The organism is Lentzea fradiae (assembly GCF_900100955.1).
GTDB classification, from domain to species: domain Bacteria; phylum Actinomycetota; class Actinomycetes; order Mycobacteriales; family Pseudonocardiaceae; genus Lentzea; species Lentzea fradiae.
The window spans coordinates 449,233-464,053 of sequence record NZ_FNCC01000003.1 but is presented as its reverse complement, the minus strand read 5'-3'; the positions used below and the strand labels follow the sequence as shown (position 1 = coordinate 464,053).

General features: G+C 71.0%; 18 protein-coding genes. 13 read left to right on the top strand and 5 right to left on the bottom strand.

The genetic code is table 11. The features are described from left to right. Positions 1 to 30 precede the first annotated feature (30 nt). Positions 31 to 561: a class I SAM-dependent DNA methyltransferase gene (locus BLT23_RS09345; RefSeq protein ID WP_245743845.1), complete on the top strand. Its 531-nt coding sequence runs from the start codon at positions 31 to 33 to the stop codon at positions 559 to 561. An 8-nt stretch (positions 562 to 569) separates the two neighbouring features. Here the strand turns inward: BLT23_RS09345 and BLT23_RS09340 are convergent, their stop codons facing one another. Continuing rightward, on the bottom strand, positions 570 to 1,391 hold the full coding sequence (locus BLT23_RS09340; RefSeq protein WP_090047603.1) for a LysR family transcriptional regulator: 822 nt from the start codon (positions 1,389 to 1,391) through the stop codon (positions 570 to 572). Between the two features lie 82 nt (positions 1,392 to 1,473). On the opposite strand from BLT23_RS09340, the gene BLT23_RS09335 reads away from it, so the two are divergent. The 3 genes from BLT23_RS09335 to BLT23_RS09325 all read left to right on the top strand — a co-directional run bounded on the left by BLT23_RS09335 (position 1,474) and on the right by BLT23_RS09325 (position 4,727). Then, positions 1,474 to 2,349, top strand: a complete 876-nt coding sequence (locus BLT23_RS09335; protein ID WP_090047601.1) for an MBL fold metallo-hydrolase — start codon at positions 1,474 to 1,476, stop codon at positions 2,347 to 2,349. 266 nt (positions 2,350 to 2,615) lie between these two features. Next, positions 2,616 to 3,353, top strand: a complete 738-nt coding sequence (locus BLT23_RS09330; protein ID WP_090047599.1) for a carbonic anhydrase family protein — start codon at positions 2,616 to 2,618, stop codon at positions 3,351 to 3,353. 147 nt (positions 3,354 to 3,500) lie between these two features. Beyond that, positions 3,501 to 4,727, top strand: coding sequence for an MFS transporter (locus BLT23_RS09325; protein ID WP_245743844.1), 1,227 nt, complete (start codon positions 3,501 to 3,503; stop codon positions 4,725 to 4,727). Here BLT23_RS09325 and BLT23_RS09320 read toward each other — a convergent pair. Then, entirely contained in the window at positions 4,634 to 5,227 is a 594-nt protein-coding gene (locus BLT23_RS09320) for a DedA family protein (protein WP_245743843.1), read from the bottom strand. The genes BLT23_RS09325 and BLT23_RS09320 overlap by 94 nt on opposite strands. Positions 5,228 to 5,451: 224 nt before the next feature. On the opposite strand from BLT23_RS09320, the gene BLT23_RS09315 reads away from it, so the two are divergent. Beyond that, a complete protein-coding gene (locus BLT23_RS09315; protein WP_218133688.1) occupies positions 5,452 to 6,804 on the top strand; it encodes a gamma-glutamyltransferase in 1,353 nt (450 codons plus the stop codon). 127 nt (positions 6,805 to 6,931) lie between these two features. Further along, positions 6,932 to 8,053, top strand: coding sequence for a sugar efflux transporter (locus BLT23_RS09310; protein WP_245743842.1), 1,122 nt, complete (start codon positions 6,932 to 6,934; stop codon positions 8,051 to 8,053). Here the strand turns inward: BLT23_RS09310 and BLT23_RS09305 are convergent. After that, on the bottom strand, positions 8,031 to 9,194 hold the full coding sequence (locus tag BLT23_RS09305) for a hypothetical protein (protein WP_090047592.1): 1,164 nt from the start codon (positions 9,192 to 9,194) through the stop codon (positions 8,031 to 8,033). The two genes, BLT23_RS09310 and BLT23_RS09305, sit on opposite strands and share 23 nt — an antisense overlap. Before the next feature lie 333 nt (positions 9,195 to 9,527). On the opposite strand from BLT23_RS09305, the gene BLT23_RS09300 reads away from it, so the two are divergent. Continuing rightward, positions 9,528 to 10,409 (top strand): hypothetical protein, encoded by an 882-nt coding sequence (locus BLT23_RS09300; RefSeq protein WP_090047589.1) that lies wholly within the window; start codon positions 9,528 to 9,530, stop codon positions 10,407 to 10,409. Further along, positions 10,406 to 10,936 carry a histidine phosphatase family protein gene (locus BLT23_RS09295; protein WP_218133687.1) on the top strand — a complete coding sequence of 177 codons (531 nt, stop codon included), beginning with the start codon at positions 10,406 to 10,408 and terminating at the stop codon, positions 10,934 to 10,936. Before BLT23_RS09300 ends, BLT23_RS09295 begins: the two co-directional genes overlap by 4 nt. Here the strand turns inward: BLT23_RS09295 and BLT23_RS09290 are convergent. Then, positions 10,923 to 12,074 (bottom strand): metallophosphoesterase, encoded by a 1,152-nt coding sequence (locus BLT23_RS09290; RefSeq protein WP_090047587.1) that lies wholly within the window; start codon positions 12,072 to 12,074, stop codon positions 10,923 to 10,925. The two genes, BLT23_RS09295 and BLT23_RS09290, sit on opposite strands and share 14 nt — an antisense overlap. Positions 12,075 to 12,243: 169 nt before the next feature. Between BLT23_RS09290 and BLT23_RS09285 the strand changes: the two genes are divergently transcribed. Then, positions 12,244 to 12,633 carry a hypothetical protein gene (locus BLT23_RS09285; protein WP_090047585.1) on the top strand — a complete coding sequence of 130 codons (390 nt, stop codon included), beginning with the start codon at positions 12,244 to 12,246 and terminating at the stop codon, positions 12,631 to 12,633. A gap of 44 nt (positions 12,634 to 12,677) precedes the next feature. Here BLT23_RS09285 and BLT23_RS09280 read toward each other — a convergent pair whose 3' ends face one another. Further along, positions 12,678 to 13,193: an EF-hand domain-containing protein gene (locus BLT23_RS09280; protein WP_090047869.1), complete on the bottom strand. Its 516-nt coding sequence runs from the start codon at positions 13,191 to 13,193 to the stop codon at positions 12,678 to 12,680. A 157-nt stretch (positions 13,194 to 13,350) separates the two neighbouring features. Here BLT23_RS09280 and BLT23_RS09275 point away from each other — a divergent pair, with 157 nt between their 5' ends. From BLT23_RS09275 to BLT23_RS09260, 4 genes are all read left to right on the top strand, one after another. Then, positions 13,351 to 13,632, top strand: a complete 282-nt coding sequence (locus BLT23_RS09275; RefSeq protein ID WP_143035873.1) for a hypothetical protein — start codon at positions 13,351 to 13,353, stop codon at positions 13,630 to 13,632. An 8-nt stretch (positions 13,633 to 13,640) separates the two neighbouring features. Continuing rightward, positions 13,641 to 13,865, top strand: coding sequence for a hypothetical protein (locus BLT23_RS09270; RefSeq protein ID WP_090047581.1), 225 nt, complete (start codon positions 13,641 to 13,643; stop codon positions 13,863 to 13,865). Positions 13,866 to 13,867: 2 nt separating this feature from the next. Continuing rightward, entirely contained in the window at positions 13,868 to 14,125 is a 258-nt protein-coding gene (locus tag BLT23_RS09265) for a hypothetical protein (protein WP_143035872.1), read from the top strand. Positions 14,126 to 14,267: 142 nt separating this feature from the next. After that, positions 14,268 to 14,756: an allene oxide cyclase barrel-like domain-containing protein gene (locus BLT23_RS09260; RefSeq protein WP_090047577.1), complete on the top strand. Its 489-nt coding sequence runs from the start codon at positions 14,268 to 14,270 to the stop codon at positions 14,754 to 14,756. Positions 14,757 to 14,821: the final 65 nt, after the last annotated feature.

The window sequence follows — 14,821 nt, the reverse complement described above, 5'->3', positions numbered from 1 at the left end:
CGCCGATCTTCGGATCTATGCTCTGACCTCGTGTGGGATGGAGCGGAGTACCAGCGCAGGTTCGACTCGCTCGCCGAGTCCGGGGTGGACGTGCACGGCGAAGCGGCGTTCGTGCGCGCCTACGAGCCGAAGACGGTGCTGGACGCCGGGTGCGGCACCGGACGCGTCGGGATCGAGCTGGCCCGGCACGGCGTCGACGTCGTCGGGGCGGACCTCGACGAGTCGATGCTCGCGCACGCCCGTGAGCGGGCACCGGGCATCACCTGGGTCAGGTCCGACCTGGCCGAGCTGGACCTGGGCCGGACGTTCGACGTCGTCGTGATGGCGGGCAACGTGCCGCTGTTCACCGCCCCCGGCACGCAGGACGCGCTCGTCGCCGGCGTCGCCCGGCACGTCGGCGGCCTGCTGGTCGCCGGGTTCAGCCTCGACCGCGGCTACTCGGTGGAGCAGTACGACGAGCACTGCGCCCGTGCCGGTCTGCGGCTCGCCGAGCGGTTCGCGACGTGGGACCGGCAGCCGTTCGAAGGCGGCGACTACGCCGTGTCCGTGCACGCGGTCTGAGACCCCGCTCAGTACGACCGGACCGCCGCCGTGACGAAGTCCCTCGTCAGCGGGTCGTCGTCGGACACCCAGGCGATGACGACGGGACTGGGCGGCAGGTCGTCGATCGGCACGACCACCACACCGGGACCGAGGTCGTGCCCGAGCGGCGCCAGGCCGACGGACCCGTTCCACAGCACCGACTGCACGCATTCCTGGACCGCCCGCACTATCGGCCCGGTGCGCGGCTCGCCGCCGTTCCAGTAGTTCCGCCACAGCTCGTCAGTGCCCTCGGGGAACTGGAACCAGTCGCGGTCCGCGAGGTCGGCGGTGGTGACCCGCTCGCGCCGGGCCAGCGGGTCGTCGGCCCTGAGCACGGCCCCGACCGGGTCCCGGCGCAGCACCCGCGTCCTCAGCCCGGTCTCGTCGAACGGCCCGCGCGTCAGCGCCACGTCCACCTGGCGGGCCCGCAGCCCGCAGGTCGGATCGGTGAGGCCGGCTTCCCTGACGATGATCGCGACATCGGGGTGCTCTCGCCGGAAGACGTCGGCGAGCTTCGCCGCACCGTGGTCGCCGAGCACGCCGACGGTGAGCGTCGTCCTGGCGACCTTGGCCCGGATGCGGTCGGCGTGACCGAGAAGAGCCCGCGCCTCGTGCAGCAGGATGCGTCCCGCGCCGGTGAGCGCGACCCCGGCGGGGGAGCGGTGCAACAGCGCGGTGCCGAGGTCGTCCTCCAGCAGCCTGATCGCCCGGCTCAGCGGCGGCTGGCTCATGTGCAGGCGCCGCGCCGCCCGTCCGAAGTGGAGCTCCTCGGCCACCGCGACGAAGTAGCGCAACGTTCGCAGCTCCATGACCAGCGACGATACTCACCCGGTAGCGGGGAGACCGAACCGGTCTTGGACGAGCACCACGCGGCGGCGGTGGAGTGGGGACATGAACATCCCAGACCCCGCCGTCCAGCCCTCCGGCGCCGTCGACGTCGCCCCCGGCGTCCTCGTGATCCCGAACCACCACACCGCGCTCGTGCCCAACATCGGCATCATCGGCGGCTCCGAGGCAGTCCTCGTGGTCGACACCGGACTCGGCCCCGACAACGCCCGCGAGGTGTTCGAGTTCGCCGAGGAAGTGGCCCGCGGCCGGCGAGTCCACCTCACGACCACGCACTTCCATCCGGAACACGCCTTCGGCGCCTCCGTCTTCGACGGGTCCTATGTGGTCGGACAGGCACAGGCAGACGACCTGCGCCGCAAGGGCTCCGGCTACCTGGAGATGTTCCGGGGCTTCGGCGGCGCGGTCGCCGACCGGCTCGCCAAGGCGGAGGTGCCCGTGCCGGACGTGGTGTTCGACGGCGTGCACACCCTCGACCTCGGCGGCCGCACGGTGGTCCTGCGCCCCACCGGCCGCGGCCACACGCTCGGCGACCAGGTGGTCGAGGTGCCGGACGGGGGCGTGCTGTTCACCGGCGACCTGGCCGAGACGGGCCAGTTCGCGATCTTCCCGTGGTTCCCGCCGCACGACACCGACGTGTCCGGCCTCGCCTGGATCGCCGTGCTGGACCGCCTGATCGCCTCCGCACCCCGCGTCGTCGTGCCGGGCCACGGCTCGATCGGCGAGGCCGGCGTGCTGGAGGGCGTGCGGGACTACCTGCTGGAGCTGCGCGACGAGACCTGGCGGCGCCGCGACTCCGCGATGGCGCTGGAGGAGATCGTGGCGGAGGTGCGCGCGGTGCTGGTCGAGCGGCACCCCGGCTGGGCGGGGCAGGAGTGGATCGAACCGGGTGTGGGCTGCCTTTGTTCGGAGGCTCCATAGCTTCAGTGTTGACCAAAATCAGTCGTCCGGAGGCGGTCCTCGCCTGGGTGGGCGAGCATTGTCCGATCTTTCCGCAATGGCTACTCCTATCCCAATGAAAACACGCCGAACGACACTGAACCGGACAATTCAAGTCGCCGACCGGTCGAAGTCGTTGCGGAATCAAATTGCGAATCCGGCCAATTGAGACCGGAAGGATTCGGCGATGATGAGAGTGCAGCCACACTCCCTTTCTCCTTTCACTCCGCCGGGTGAAAAGTGGAGTGATGAACCTGAAACGGTCCCTTCCTGCCGTCCTTCCGCTCGTCCTGACCGCGTCGTTCTTCGCGGCCAGCGGACCGGCCGAGTCGGCGACGCCGAAGCAGAGTCCGGTGAACGTCACGCCGCACGCGGTCCGGTTCGACCCTCACGTGGCCAAGCTCGACGTCACGTACGGGCGGTCGGCGCTGGAGCTGAAGTACATCCGCAAAGACGAGGCCAAAGCGGACGGATGTGTGGCTCGTGACCACGAAGAAACAGAAGAGGCCGAGGTGGAGCCGGGAGCGGGTCATGTCACCGTTGCCGGTACGCGGTACGACCTCGTGCAGTTCCACTTCCACACGCCGTCCGAGCATCAGTTCAACGGGCGTCACACTCCGCTGGAGATGCACCTCGTCCACCGCAGTGCCGAAGGCAAGTTGCTCGTTGTCGGAGTGCCGTTAACCGTCGGCGCGCATTCCGTTGTCGACGACGTCCTGGCGACGCTGGCGCCTGAGTGTGGTGCGCCTGTCGATGTCGAACCGATCAATCTCAACCGGTTGTTGCCGGCCGGTCATCGCACGGTGCACTACACGGGTTCGCTGACCACGGCGCCGTTCACCGAGGGGGTCGAGTGGTACCTCACGGGGGAGCAGCACGTCACGGCCGCGACGGTCGCGCGGTTCCAGGGGTTGTTCGGGGCGGGCAACGCCAGGGCGGTGCAGCCGCTCAACGGCCGGACGCTGGTGGAGGTGCCGCGCATCTGAGCGGGTGACGATCGGCCCGGGGGTCTTGATCCCCGGGCCCCGTGTGAGGAGCGGCACCGGGCGGAAGGCTTCTGAAGCGCGTCAGAAGGACCGTAAAATCCTTCCGGTAGCTAACTAAGTCTTCACCCTGCCGATGATGGGAAGCCCGTGACCAGCACCCGTGCCATGACCGCCCTCGCGCTGGGCGGGTTCGGCATCGGAACGACCGAGTTCGCGACGATGGGGCTCCTGCCGCAGATCGCCGAGACCTTCGGCATCCCCGACTACGAGGCCGGGCACGCGATCAGCCTCTACGCGGCCGGTGTGGTCGTCGGTGCGCCGTTGATCGCGGTGCTCGGGGCCAAGCTGCCACGCAAGGGCATGCTGATCAGCCTGATGATGGCGGTCGCGCTCGGCAACGGGCTGTCGGCCATCGCCCAGGACAAGACGCTGCTGCTCGTGGCGCGGTTCGTCGCCGGGTTGCCGCACGGTGCGTTCTTCGGCATCGCGGCGGTTGTCGCCACCATGCTCGTGGCACCCGAACGGCGCGGTACGGCCGTTGCGCGGGTGATGGTCGGTCTGACCCTGGCGAACCTCGTGGGTGTGCCGCTCGCCACGGCCGCGGGACAGCAGATCGGCTGGCGCACGGCTTACCTGGCCGTCGCGGTGATGGCCGTCGCCACGGCCGCGGCCATCGCGGCCTGGGTGCCGAAGGTCGCGAAGGTCGAGGGCGCGTCGATGCAGGCGGAGGTCCGCGCGTTCGGCAGGCCGACGGTCTGGTTCGCGATCTTCACCGGCATGATCGGCTTCGGCGGCATGTTCGCCGTCTACTCCTACGTCGCCCCGCTGACCACCGAGGTGGCCGGGCTGCCGGGGGGCGTCGTCCCGTGGGTCCTCGCGGTGTTCGGTCTCGGCATGACGCTCGGCGCGACCTTCGGCGGCCGGTTCGTCGACCGGTCGGTGACGGGGTCGGTGTTCGGCGGGCTCATCGCCGTCTGCGTGATCCTCGTGCTGTTCGGGTTCACCGCCACGATGCCGGTGTTCCTGTTCGTGCTGCTGGGCCTGCTCGGCTTCGTCGTGCAGATCCTGGCGGCGGCGCTCCAGGTCAGGCTGATGGACGCCTCGCCGGACGCGCCCGCGCTCGCGGCCTCGTCCAACCACTCGTCGCTCAACCTCGCGAACGGCGCGGGCGCGTGGCTCGGCGGGCTCGCCATCGCGGCGGGCTGGGGCTACACGTCCACGGCGTGGGTCGGTGTCGGCCTGTCGGTCGCCGGTCTCGTGATCGCGGTGGCGTCGGTGCTCTACGAACGCCGTGCCTTCACGCGGGAGACGGCGAACCACACGATCGCGATGACCAGCGCCGCCAGCACGACGGTCGAGACCCAGCCCAGGTAGCGGTCGACGAGCTCGTAGTTCTCGCCGAGCGCGTACCCGGCGAGGATCAGCGCGGAGTTCCACAGCAGGCTGCCGGCCGCGGTGTAGAGCGTGAACTTCACGATCGGCATGCCCGACACCCCGGCGGGGATGGAGATCAGGCTCCGCACCACCGGCACCATGCGCCCGATGAACACGGCCTTGGTGCCGTGCTTGTCGAACCACTCGTCGGACTTGTCCACATCGGACACCGTGACGAACGGGATGCGGTCGGCGACCTTGCGCAGCCGTTCCAGGCCGAGCCACGCGCCCAGGCCGTAGAGCAGCAGCGCGCCGACGACCGACCCGGCCGTGGTCCACAGGATCGCGGCGACGAGCGAGATCTTGCCCTGTCCCGCGGTGAACCCGGCCAGCGGCAGGATCACCTCGCTCGGCACCGGAGGGAACACGTTCTCCAGCGCCACGGCCAGGCCGGCGCCGGGCGAGCCCAGCGCCTCCATCAGTCCGGTGATCCAGTCCATGGTCGTCGAAATACCCGTTTTGCGCCCCTGTCCAACCTCGGTGGTCCGACCGGTGGCCGGACCTCGGGCGCTCATGCCGCCGTCCGCGGGCAGGACGACGCCCGCTTCGGCCATCCGCCGCCGTGATGTCCGCGCCGACGCCGAGCACGACGCCTCGGACGCCTGACAGCGCGGGGCCGGGGCCCGGCGGCTACCGTTGTCAGCCTTCTGCACGGAGGTGTGCGGTGCGAGGAGCGATCGCGGCGGGTCACCCGCTCACCGCCCTGGCGGGCGCGGAGCTGCTGCGTGCCGGTGGGAACGCGGTGGACGCGGCCGTCGCGGCGATGCTGACCTCGTGCGTCACCGAGCCGCTGCTGACCGGTCTCGGCGCCGCCGGGTACATGCTGATCGCCCCCGCCGGGGAGGCGCCCGTGCTGCTGGACTTCTCCGCGGAGGCCCCCGGCCGCGGGAAGTCCGGCGACAGGGCTCCGCTCGAACCCGTCACCGTCCACTTCGGAGACGCCGACCAGGAGTTCCACGTCGGTCCGTCGTCCGTCGCCGCGTTCGGGCTGCCCGCGGGAGCCGCGGAGGCCGCCGCCTACGGCCGTGCGCCGCTCGAAGAGCTGGTGGGCCCGGCCGTCGCGCACGCCAGGAAAGGCCACCCGGTCACCGGGTACCAGGCGTACGTGACCTCGCTGCTGCGGCCGATCGCGCACCGGCTGGGCCTCGATGCCGTGACGGAGGGCGACGTCCTCGTGCAGCCCGAGGTCGCCGAGGCGCTCGACCGGCTCGGCCGCGACGGCGCGGACCCGTTCTACACCGGCGACATAGCGGCCGAGATCGTCGAACGGATCGGTGCGCACGGCGGCGACCTCACGCAGACCGACCTCCACGCGTACGAGGTGGAGGAACGCGCACCGCTGCACGCCCGGCACCGCGGACGTGACGTCCACACGAACCCACCGCCCGCGATCGGCGGCGCCTTGCTCGCGCGGATGCTGGAGGCTTTGCCCGGCACCCCGACCGAGCAGGACCTCCTGCGCGCTCTGGCCCTCGGGAAGACGCACGTGAACCGGCTCGGCTCGACCACGCACATCTCGGTGCTCGACGCCGACGGCACCGCCTGCTCCGTCACCACCACCAACGGCGCGGGCTCCGGGATCTCGGTCGCGGGCGTGCACCTGAACAACATGATGGGGGAGGAGGACCTGTCCCCCGCCGGGTTCTTCAGCCACCTGCCGGGGGACCGGCTGCCGTCGATGATGGCGCCGACCGTCGTCACCCACGACGGCGGCGCGCGGCTGGTGCTCGGCAGCGCGGGCTCCAGCCGGATCTGCGGCGCCATCCTGCAGGCGCTCGTGAACGTCCTCGACCGCGGAATGCCCGCCCAGCAGGCCGTCGACGCGCCCAGGATGCACCCCGGCGCGGACCGTCTCCACGTCGAACCGGGAATTCGACCGGAAAGCGCGCTCCCGGTAGCGGAGTTTCGTGCGCCGAACATGTTCTTCGGCGGTTGCCAGCTGGTCGAAATGACCGAATCCGGCCAGCTCAGGGGTGGTGCGGATCACCGCAGGGACGGTGCCGTCGTCGTGGTGTGAGATCTTGCCCGCATCATGGGAAATCCTGTTCCTGATCAGCGGACGGGACCGGGACGATGAACGGGTGACGGTAACCAGCGAGAAAAGATCCTCGCCTCTCCTTTCCCGCACTTTCCTGCAGCTTTCCGTGGTCAGCGTCGTGGTCGGCGTCGTGGGCGCGTTCGCGTTGCCGTTCCACTCGCTGTTCCTCACCAGCGAGGTCGGGGTCACCCCGTTCCAGCTCGGCTTCTTCCTGATCGTGAGCCCCGCGGCGTCCGTCGTCGCCAGCACGGTCATGGGCAGGTTCTCCGACGGCCGCGTGCAGCGCCGGTACCTGCTCGTGATGGGCGGCATCGCCGGCGTGATCGGCTACGGCCTGTTCGCCGTGCTCCGCGACTACTGGCTCCTGCTCGGCACGTCCATCGTCTTCGTCGCGATGACGTCCTCGTTGCTGCCGCAGCTCTTCGCCTACGGCAGGCAGATCTCGCTCGGCCCGTCGATGGTCGTCAGCGTCCTGCGCACGCTGGTGTCCGTGGCCTGGGTGGCCGGACCGCCGCTCGCCGCCCTCCTCGTCGCCAAGACCGGCTGGGTGGGCCTCTTCGGCGCCACGGCGGTGCTCAGCGGCGTCGTCGCCGTCCTCGCCCTCCTGCTCCCCGTTCCCGTCGCCGAGCAGCAGGAGGAGCCCGCCACCGAGGAGGAGGCGGCGGGACCGGTGCGCGGCACCATGACCATCGTCTCCGCCGCGTTCACGTTCCTGCAGGGCTCCGTCTCGCTCGCGGTGGGCGGCCTGCCGCTGTTCGTCACGGCGGAGCTCGGCGGCACCGCTGGCGACGCCGGGCTCGCGATGGGCCTGTGCGCGGCGCTGGAGATCCCGCTGATCCTCTGGTTCGGCTCGCTCGCGAACCGGATGTCGCAGTACCGGCTGGTGCTCGTCGGCGCGGCGGTCTCGTTGAGCTACCACGGCCTGATGGTGCTCACCGACTCCGTCTGGCAGGTCATGTCCCTGCAGATCCTGCACGCCACCGTCATCTCGTTGATCATGGGCGTGGGCATCACGTACTTCCAGAGCCTCGCGCCCACGCGTCCCGGCCACGCCACGACGATCTTCAGCAACACGCAGATCGTCGGCGGCATGATCGCGGGCGCGCTGATCGGTGTCGCCCAGGGGCTCGGGTTCCGCTGGGTCTACGGCTTCAGCCTCATGATGTGCGTGTGCGGCCTGGTGCTGGTGCTCGTGGCGGGCTGGGTCAGCGGATCGTCGAAGCGGTGACCTCGGGCTTGGCGCCGGCGCCGAGGTAGAAGATCCCCTTGACCGTCTCGAAGCCGAGGCTCGGGTTGCGCCGCAACGTCGAGCCCTGCACGGACATCGAGCCGGACCTGTCGTTGCTGACGAAGAACACCGCGCCACCGCCCTCGTTGGCCTGGTTGTCCTCGACGAGCGACCCCGCGATCCGCAACGTGAACTTGTTGCCGTCGTTGTAGATGGCGCCACCGCTGCCGCCACCGGGCGTGCCGTCGCGCGCCGGGTTGGCGCCGCGGCCGACGGCCTTGTTGCCGCGGAACAGGCTGTTGAGCACGACCCACGACGTGCCGATGCTGCTGAGCGCCCCTCCGTTGGAGCACACGCCGCCCTCGAACGTGCTGCCGGTGACGTGCACGGGGCCGTCGCGGAACTGGTCGAGCACGCGGATCGCGGCGCCGCCGAGGTCGGGACCGGTGGCGTCGCACTTGTTGCCGGAGAAGCGGGCGTTCACGACCTTGAGCTGACCGCCGCGCACGAACAGCGCGCCACCGCCGCCGCCCTCTGTCTCGTCGCCGGTCGAGTTCCCGTCGGCCAGCGTGATGTTCTGGACGACGAGCTTCGGCGCGTCCTGGTCCTGGCAGTGCGACGTCGTGATGCCCAACGCGCGGTCGCAGGTGTTCTGGTAGAGCACGCGGCGCTGTCCCTGGCCGCTCAACGTGACCAGGCCACCGCCGTCGATCACGACCTTGGGTCCGGAGCTCGTGCGGACCTTCGCCGTTGCGGCCATCGGGATGGTGAGCGGGGCGGGCCCGCAGTCGAACGTGATCACCCCACCGGCGGCCACGGCGTCGACGACGGCCTGCGACGTGCAGGAGGCGGGGGTGCCGGTGCCGATCACGCGGGTGGGCTTCGAGGTGTCCTCCTCGGCGGCCTCCGGTGGCACGGCGGCGGTGCCGTCCGGGTTGCCGAACTTCGCGACGGGAGGCGGCGGGGGAGGGGTGGTCGTCGTGGGGGCCGCACTGCTCGTGGAGGACGGTGGCGTCACCACGGTCACGGTCCGCGACGGAGACGGGGGCGGCGGGGGTGCCGCGACCGGAGAGCCCTGAACCGTCGTGCCGCACCCCGCCACGAGAGCGGCCAGCAGCACGACCACCTGTCTACCTGACATGGCGGGCAACCCTAGACCCCGTGTCCGGCAGGGGAAAGGACCTGCTGAGACGTCGTGAGACCGACGTGTTTCCCAGGTGTTTCCCGACTGTGATCGACTTCGCCGCCCAAGATCGAATGGTCGCGCTCTCATGAAACGACTTCGCTGGTGCGGGGCTTGACGGGGCTGACCGAGGGGTCGGTGGCGGAGGGTGCGCCGCAGGGGTCGCCGTGACGAAATGTGGACGGAAAGTCGTGGCGGGGTGCCGGACCAGTGGTGGATTGAGGACAAACGACGCGATTGTGAAACAACCACACGTTCGAGTGACCCTCTGCCCCTGGCAGACTGCGCTGCGTGCCCGCTGAGTTCGACGACGATCGCCCCACCGAGCGTCTCTTCAGACCCGATCCCGCCCTGATGGAGGCGGCGCGGGCCCGTGGCCGCGCGCGGTGGGCGGCCGCCGGTGAGACGAAGGCCCCGCAGGAGAAACCGCCGGCGAGCACGGGCACGCCGTGGGCGGGAACAGCCGGTGCCGTCGTCGCGATGCTGGTGCTCGGCGGGGTCGCGCTCGCGACCTTCGACGGTGGTGCGGGAGGCGACGAAACAGCCCTCGCGCAGCCCTCGCACAGCTACGTGCCCGGCCTCATCACCCCGGCGGAGCTGCCCGCCGAGGCGGAGCAGCCGGCCGAGTCGTCCGAGCCCGGCCTGTCCTCGCCCGCCACGCGCAACGCCGTCCCGCCCGCGGGCGACAGCGGCAAGACCCGGTCCTACACCACGGGACCCGGCTGCGGCGGCTACACCAGCGTCGGCTCCTACCGCGACGGCAGGAAGGGCTGGGTCGACCACGGCGACGGCCGGTGCGGCACCACGTTCGTGTCGGTCCCCATGTCCGGCGACCCCCGCCGCGACGACCCCGGCAGCTACGCGCAGTGGACGTTCGCCATGACCGGCAGCTGCGAGCTGTCGGTGTTCATCCCGGACGGGGGCGTGGAGGAGGTCGGGGGTAACCCGACCGTGTACTACGTGTTCGACGGGGACGGGGTCATCCGCACCCCGACGGCGTCGTTCGCGATCAAGCAGGTCGAGAAGCGCGGCCAGTGGGTCCGCGTGGGGAGGTTCCGTGCCAGCGGAAACCTGACGGTGCAGCTGCTCAACCGAGGTCAGAACACCGACGCGGCCGGACCCACCCTCGCCCATCACGCCGCCGGGGCCGTCAAGGCAGACTGCACGGCGTGACGAGAGATCTTCATCTGGTCCGGCACGGCGAGGCGACGAAGGACGAGTCGAGGCTGACCGCGCGCGGCCGACGGCAGGTCGAGGCACTGGCGGAACGGTTGCGCGGCACGGGTTTCGCGGCCGTGCACCACGGCCCGCTGCCGCGTGCGGCGGAGACGGCGTCCATCATCGCCGCGGCGCTGCGCATCCCGTGCCGCGTCGAGGCCGCCGCCGGCGACTACGTGCCGCACTTCGTTCCCGGCCACGACGACTTCTTCGACCGGTTCCCGGAGTCCGAACGCACCCGCGGTCCCGCGCTGGCGCACGAGGCCGAGACGCGGTTCGCCCGTCCCGGTGACGGCCCGGTGCTCGTGGTGACGCACATGTACCTGATCAGCTGGCTCGTGCGGGACGCGCTGGACGCCCCGCCCGAGCGGTGGCTGACGCTGAGCCACGACAACGCGGCGCTGACGGTGATCCGCTACGAGACGGGCAGGTCACCCCGGCTCGTGCGGTTCAACGACGGCGGGCACCTCAGCGGGACCTGAGCGTCAGCAGCGTGATCTCGCTGGGCGCGAAGACGCGCATCGGCGGGCCCCAGAAGCCCGAGCCGCGGCTGGTGTAGAGCTGCGTGCGGTCGCCGTGCGCGCTCAGGCCCGCCACGACCGGCTGCTGCAGCCGCACGAGGTAGTGGAACGGCCAGATCTGCCCGCCGTGCGTGTGCCCGGACAGCTGCAGGTCCACGCCCGCCTCGACGGCCTTGCGCACCTCGGAGGGCTGGTGGGCGAGCAGCACCACGGCCGCGTCGGGCGCTCCGTCGAGGGCACGCCGCAGATCGGCGGAGTGGCCCGGCTCGCCGGAGTGGTCGGCGGTCGGGTCGTCGATGCCCGCGAACACCAGGCGCGCGTCGCCGCGGTCGAGCGTCACGTGCTCGTTGTGCAGGGCCTTCCAGCCCAGCCGGGTCATGAGGTCGATCCAGCCCTGCGCGTTCGAGTAGTACTCGTGGTTGCCGGTGATGTAGAAGCGGTGCGGTGCGGTGACGTCCCCGAGCGGCGCCGCCTGGTCCAGGCGCTGCTCGGCGGTGCCGTCCGCGATGTCGCCGACGTGCACGGCGACGTCGGCGTTCAGCCGGTTGACGGCGTCGACCATGCCGCGCGACCACTTGGCGCGGTTGATGGCGCCGTAGTGGGTGTCGGTGATGACCGCGACCGTCAGCCCGTCGAACGCCGGGTCGAGCCGCGGCAGGACGACGTCCTGGCGCTTGACCCGCGGCACCCGCATCGCCTCGTACACCCCGTGGACGGTGACGGCCACGATCAGCACGGCCAGCAGCACCGCGATGAACCGGGACCGGAACGGGTTCTCGACACCGCCGAGCGCCATGCCGAGCCGCACCAGGTCGGTGAGCAGCGTCCAGACGAACGCGATCCACACGAACCCGAGCAGGAAGTGGGACGTCCGCGCGGCCCGGTCGCTGCCGCGGCGGGTGAACAGCACGATCATCGCGACGGCCGCGGCGGCGAAGACGACGGCGGCGACCGGCCGCACCGGGTCCGGCCACTGCGCACTGGCGGCGAACAGCCCTTCGAACGGCACCCAGAACAGCAGCGTCGTCACGGTCAGCAGGACGAGCGTGAACACCACCCGCCGTACCGTGATGCGGGGCCGGGCAGCGGTGGTGGTCATGCGGGCATCCTCCAGCGGGCTTGGTCTCGACTCCTCTCAACGCGCGAGAACCGCCGTTTGTTCGCCCGACGTCCGTCACACCGGATTTCGCGGCCGGAACGCAACCGCGTCACCCGTCCGTGAGTCCTTCTGGGAAAGCGCGAGACCCTCGGACCCTAAGGTGGGCGACATGATCTTCTACAACGCAGAGGAGAGCCGGACGCTGCGCACCGCCGTGTACGGCGCGATGTTGCTGGTCTCCCACGCCGACCCCGGCCCTGTCCTGGAGGAGCGGTTCGCCGGCCTGCGCGCCCTGTCGAACCTGTCGGCGGACCTGCGCCTGGTGATGGCCGCGGCCCGCCCCTCGGTGCCCGCGGGCACCGACGAGGAGATCGAGCCGGTCATCCTGGAGGCGCTGCGGTCGTCGATGAAGGTGCTGGCCGCCAAGTCGCCGGAGGACGCCGCCGACTTCCCGCGCGCCGTGCTGGCCATCTGCCGCGAGGTGGCGGAGGCCGACGGCGTCGTGGTGGACGCGGAGGACGCGATGGTCGCCAAGATCGAGGACGCGCTCGTGCTCTGACGGGTGGCCCGTGCGCGGTGCCGGACGTTCCGGCACCGCCTCCCTCACACCTCGCCGAAGACGTACGTGCCCGGCGCGTCCTCGTCGTCGCCCGCCCAGAACTCCAGCCAGTGGCGGGCGAACTCCTGCTTCGACAGGTAGCCGTCGCCGTCCAGGTCGAGCCGGGCGAACGCGTGGACGCTCGTCCCACCGGTCCACGCCCGCACCAGCTGGGCGTACTCGGCCTCGGACACCCTGCCGTCGCCGTCGGAGTCCACGGCCTCGAACATCGCCACGGCGGTCGCGACCACCAGGTCGATCATCGTGCCGTCGCCGTCCACGGCGGACATCAGCTCGCTCGCCGTGACGCCGCCGTCCCCGTCCTGGTCGGACGTCGCGTACAACGCCTCCCACCACGCGCGCAGGGTCTCGCGCATCCGCTCCTCGTGCGCCCCGCCGCGCACGGCCGCCCAGCGGTCCGCCAGCAGGTCGAAGTCCGACCGCCGCAGGACCCCGTCGCCGTCACCGTCCATCGCGCGGAACACGAAGGAGATCTTCCTGGTCTGCAAGTCGCTCGGCACGCCTTCCAACGTCGCAGGCACCGCGGGGCGCGGCAATTGACCGATCAGGGATCGTCCGGCCACTCCCGGGTGATCACCGTGGGTGATCTCCCAGCTGAGACGGACCAGGCAACTTCGCGCGCGGCCTCCCGTGTCCTCCAAGCAGCAGTGCTGTCGCATGAAGGTGGGAAACGCGGATGAACGCCGCCTCCACCCGGTGCTGGGCTGTCTCGTCGCGCTGGCGGCCGTCCTTCCGGGGACGACCGCGGTGCGCGCGGACGAGCCGGACCGGGTGCCCGTGGAACGCCTGGCCGAGACGCTCAACGACACAGTGCTCCGCGAGGGCACCCACCTCGGGCCGGCCGGCCCGGCCACCGAGCTCGCGGTCCAGGTGTGCCTCCGGGGCGACGCCGCCGGACTGGCCGACTACGCGCGCCGGCCTTCGACCCCGGCCGCCTGACGGACGTCGTGTCGGGCTCGGTCATCGCCAGCTACACGCCCGGCAACGCACCGGAGCACATGGCGGCGTACGAACGCCTGTTCCGGGAGGCGGCCGTCGAGGGCATCACGTTCCTGTTCGCGAGCGACGGCTTCGGCGGCCAGGACGTCGAGTACCCGGCGTCCAGCCGTGGGGCACTGGGACGGGCGGCACCAGCCTCTCGTCGCCGTTGTTCGCGGGCATCGCCTCCCTGATCGTGCGGAAGAGCGGCCGGCTCGGCTTCGCGAACCCCGCCTTCTACGCGCGGCACCACGAGTTCAACCGCGCCAAGGACAACCCGCTGGGCACCCGGGACACCGTCGTGTTCGCGATCAACGACCACGAGACGGTCGAGCTCGTGACCCCTGGCCGCTGGGAGGACGCCGATCTGGTGTTCGCGCCCGGTCACAACACGGCGACCGGCCTCGGCACGCCGACCAGGAGGCTGCTCGACTCGTTTCCCCTGAAGCGGTAACGCCGCGTCAGGCGTGGCGCGCAGCGGAGTGTGCCGAAGTGGACGGTCGTCCCTCGTCGGTGACCACGCCATCGGTCGATGACCGTCACAGCACCGAGGAACTAGCTTCGAGACAACTATCCACTAAGGACGGAGTTGTGCGATGCCGGTTCAACCGTGGTTCGCCGTCGCCGCGCTCGTGGCGGCTCTCGTGGGTGCCGACCAGGTCGTGGCCGATCAGGAGAGGGACCGGACCGTGGAGGTGACGGGCAAGCAGACCTTGATCTCGGCGCCGGCGAACATCGCTGTGGGCCAGGGGTTCGTCAGCGGCGGAGAGCTGTTCGACCGGCAGAGCGGCGCCAGGGTCGGCGAAGGGCTTTCGCACTGCGGTGTCGTCAGGGTGGCCGCGGCGGTCCCTCCGGCGGTGACGGCGCTGTGCACGTCCGTCTTCCGCCTCCCGGACGGGGAGCTGCACCTGTCCGGGAGTCGCACCTACGAGTCGACCGCCACCGGCTTCGGCGACGCCGTGTGGGCGATCACCGGCGGCACCGGCGCGTACTCCTCCGCCGAGGGTGAGGTCAAGGTGGTCCGCACGAGTCCGACGACCGCGCAGGAGATCGTCCACGAGTTCGTCTTCACGATCTCGGACTGAGCCGCGTCCGGTGGCGGGCGCGGGCGAGGCACCCCGCGCCCGCCACCGGATCCCACTCCGTGGGC

Coding starts and splice junctions, on each gene's coding strand:
- BLT23_RS09275 (WP_143035873.1), top strand. CDS start 13,351: ATGAAGGTGGGAAACGCGGATGAACGCCGCCTCCACCCGGTGCTGGGC.
- BLT23_RS09305 (WP_090047592.1), bottom strand. CDS start 9,194: ATGTCAGGTAGACAGGTGGTCGTGCTGCTGGCCGCTCTCGTGGCGGGG.
- BLT23_RS09290 (WP_090047587.1), bottom strand. CDS start 12,074: ATGACCACCACCGCTGCCCGGCCCCGCATCACGGTACGGCGGGTGGTG.
- BLT23_RS09320 (WP_245743843.1), bottom strand. CDS start 5,227: ATGGACTGGATCACCGGACTGATGGAGGCGCTGGGCTCGCCCGGCGCC.
- BLT23_RS09330 (WP_090047599.1), top strand. CDS start 2,616: ATGAACCTGAAACGGTCCCTTCCTGCCGTCCTTCCGCTCGTCCTGACC.
- BLT23_RS09285 (WP_090047585.1), top strand. CDS start 12,244: ATGATCTTCTACAACGCAGAGGAGAGCCGGACGCTGCGCACCGCCGTG.
- BLT23_RS09340 (WP_090047603.1), bottom strand. CDS start 1,391: ATGGAGCTGCGAACGTTGCGCTACTTCGTCGCGGTGGCCGAGGAGCTC.
- BLT23_RS09260 (WP_090047577.1), top strand. CDS start 14,268: ATGCCGGTTCAACCGTGGTTCGCCGTCGCCGCGCTCGTGGCGGCTCTC.
- BLT23_RS09335 (WP_090047601.1), top strand. CDS start 1,474: ATGAACATCCCAGACCCCGCCGTCCAGCCCTCCGGCGCCGTCGACGTC.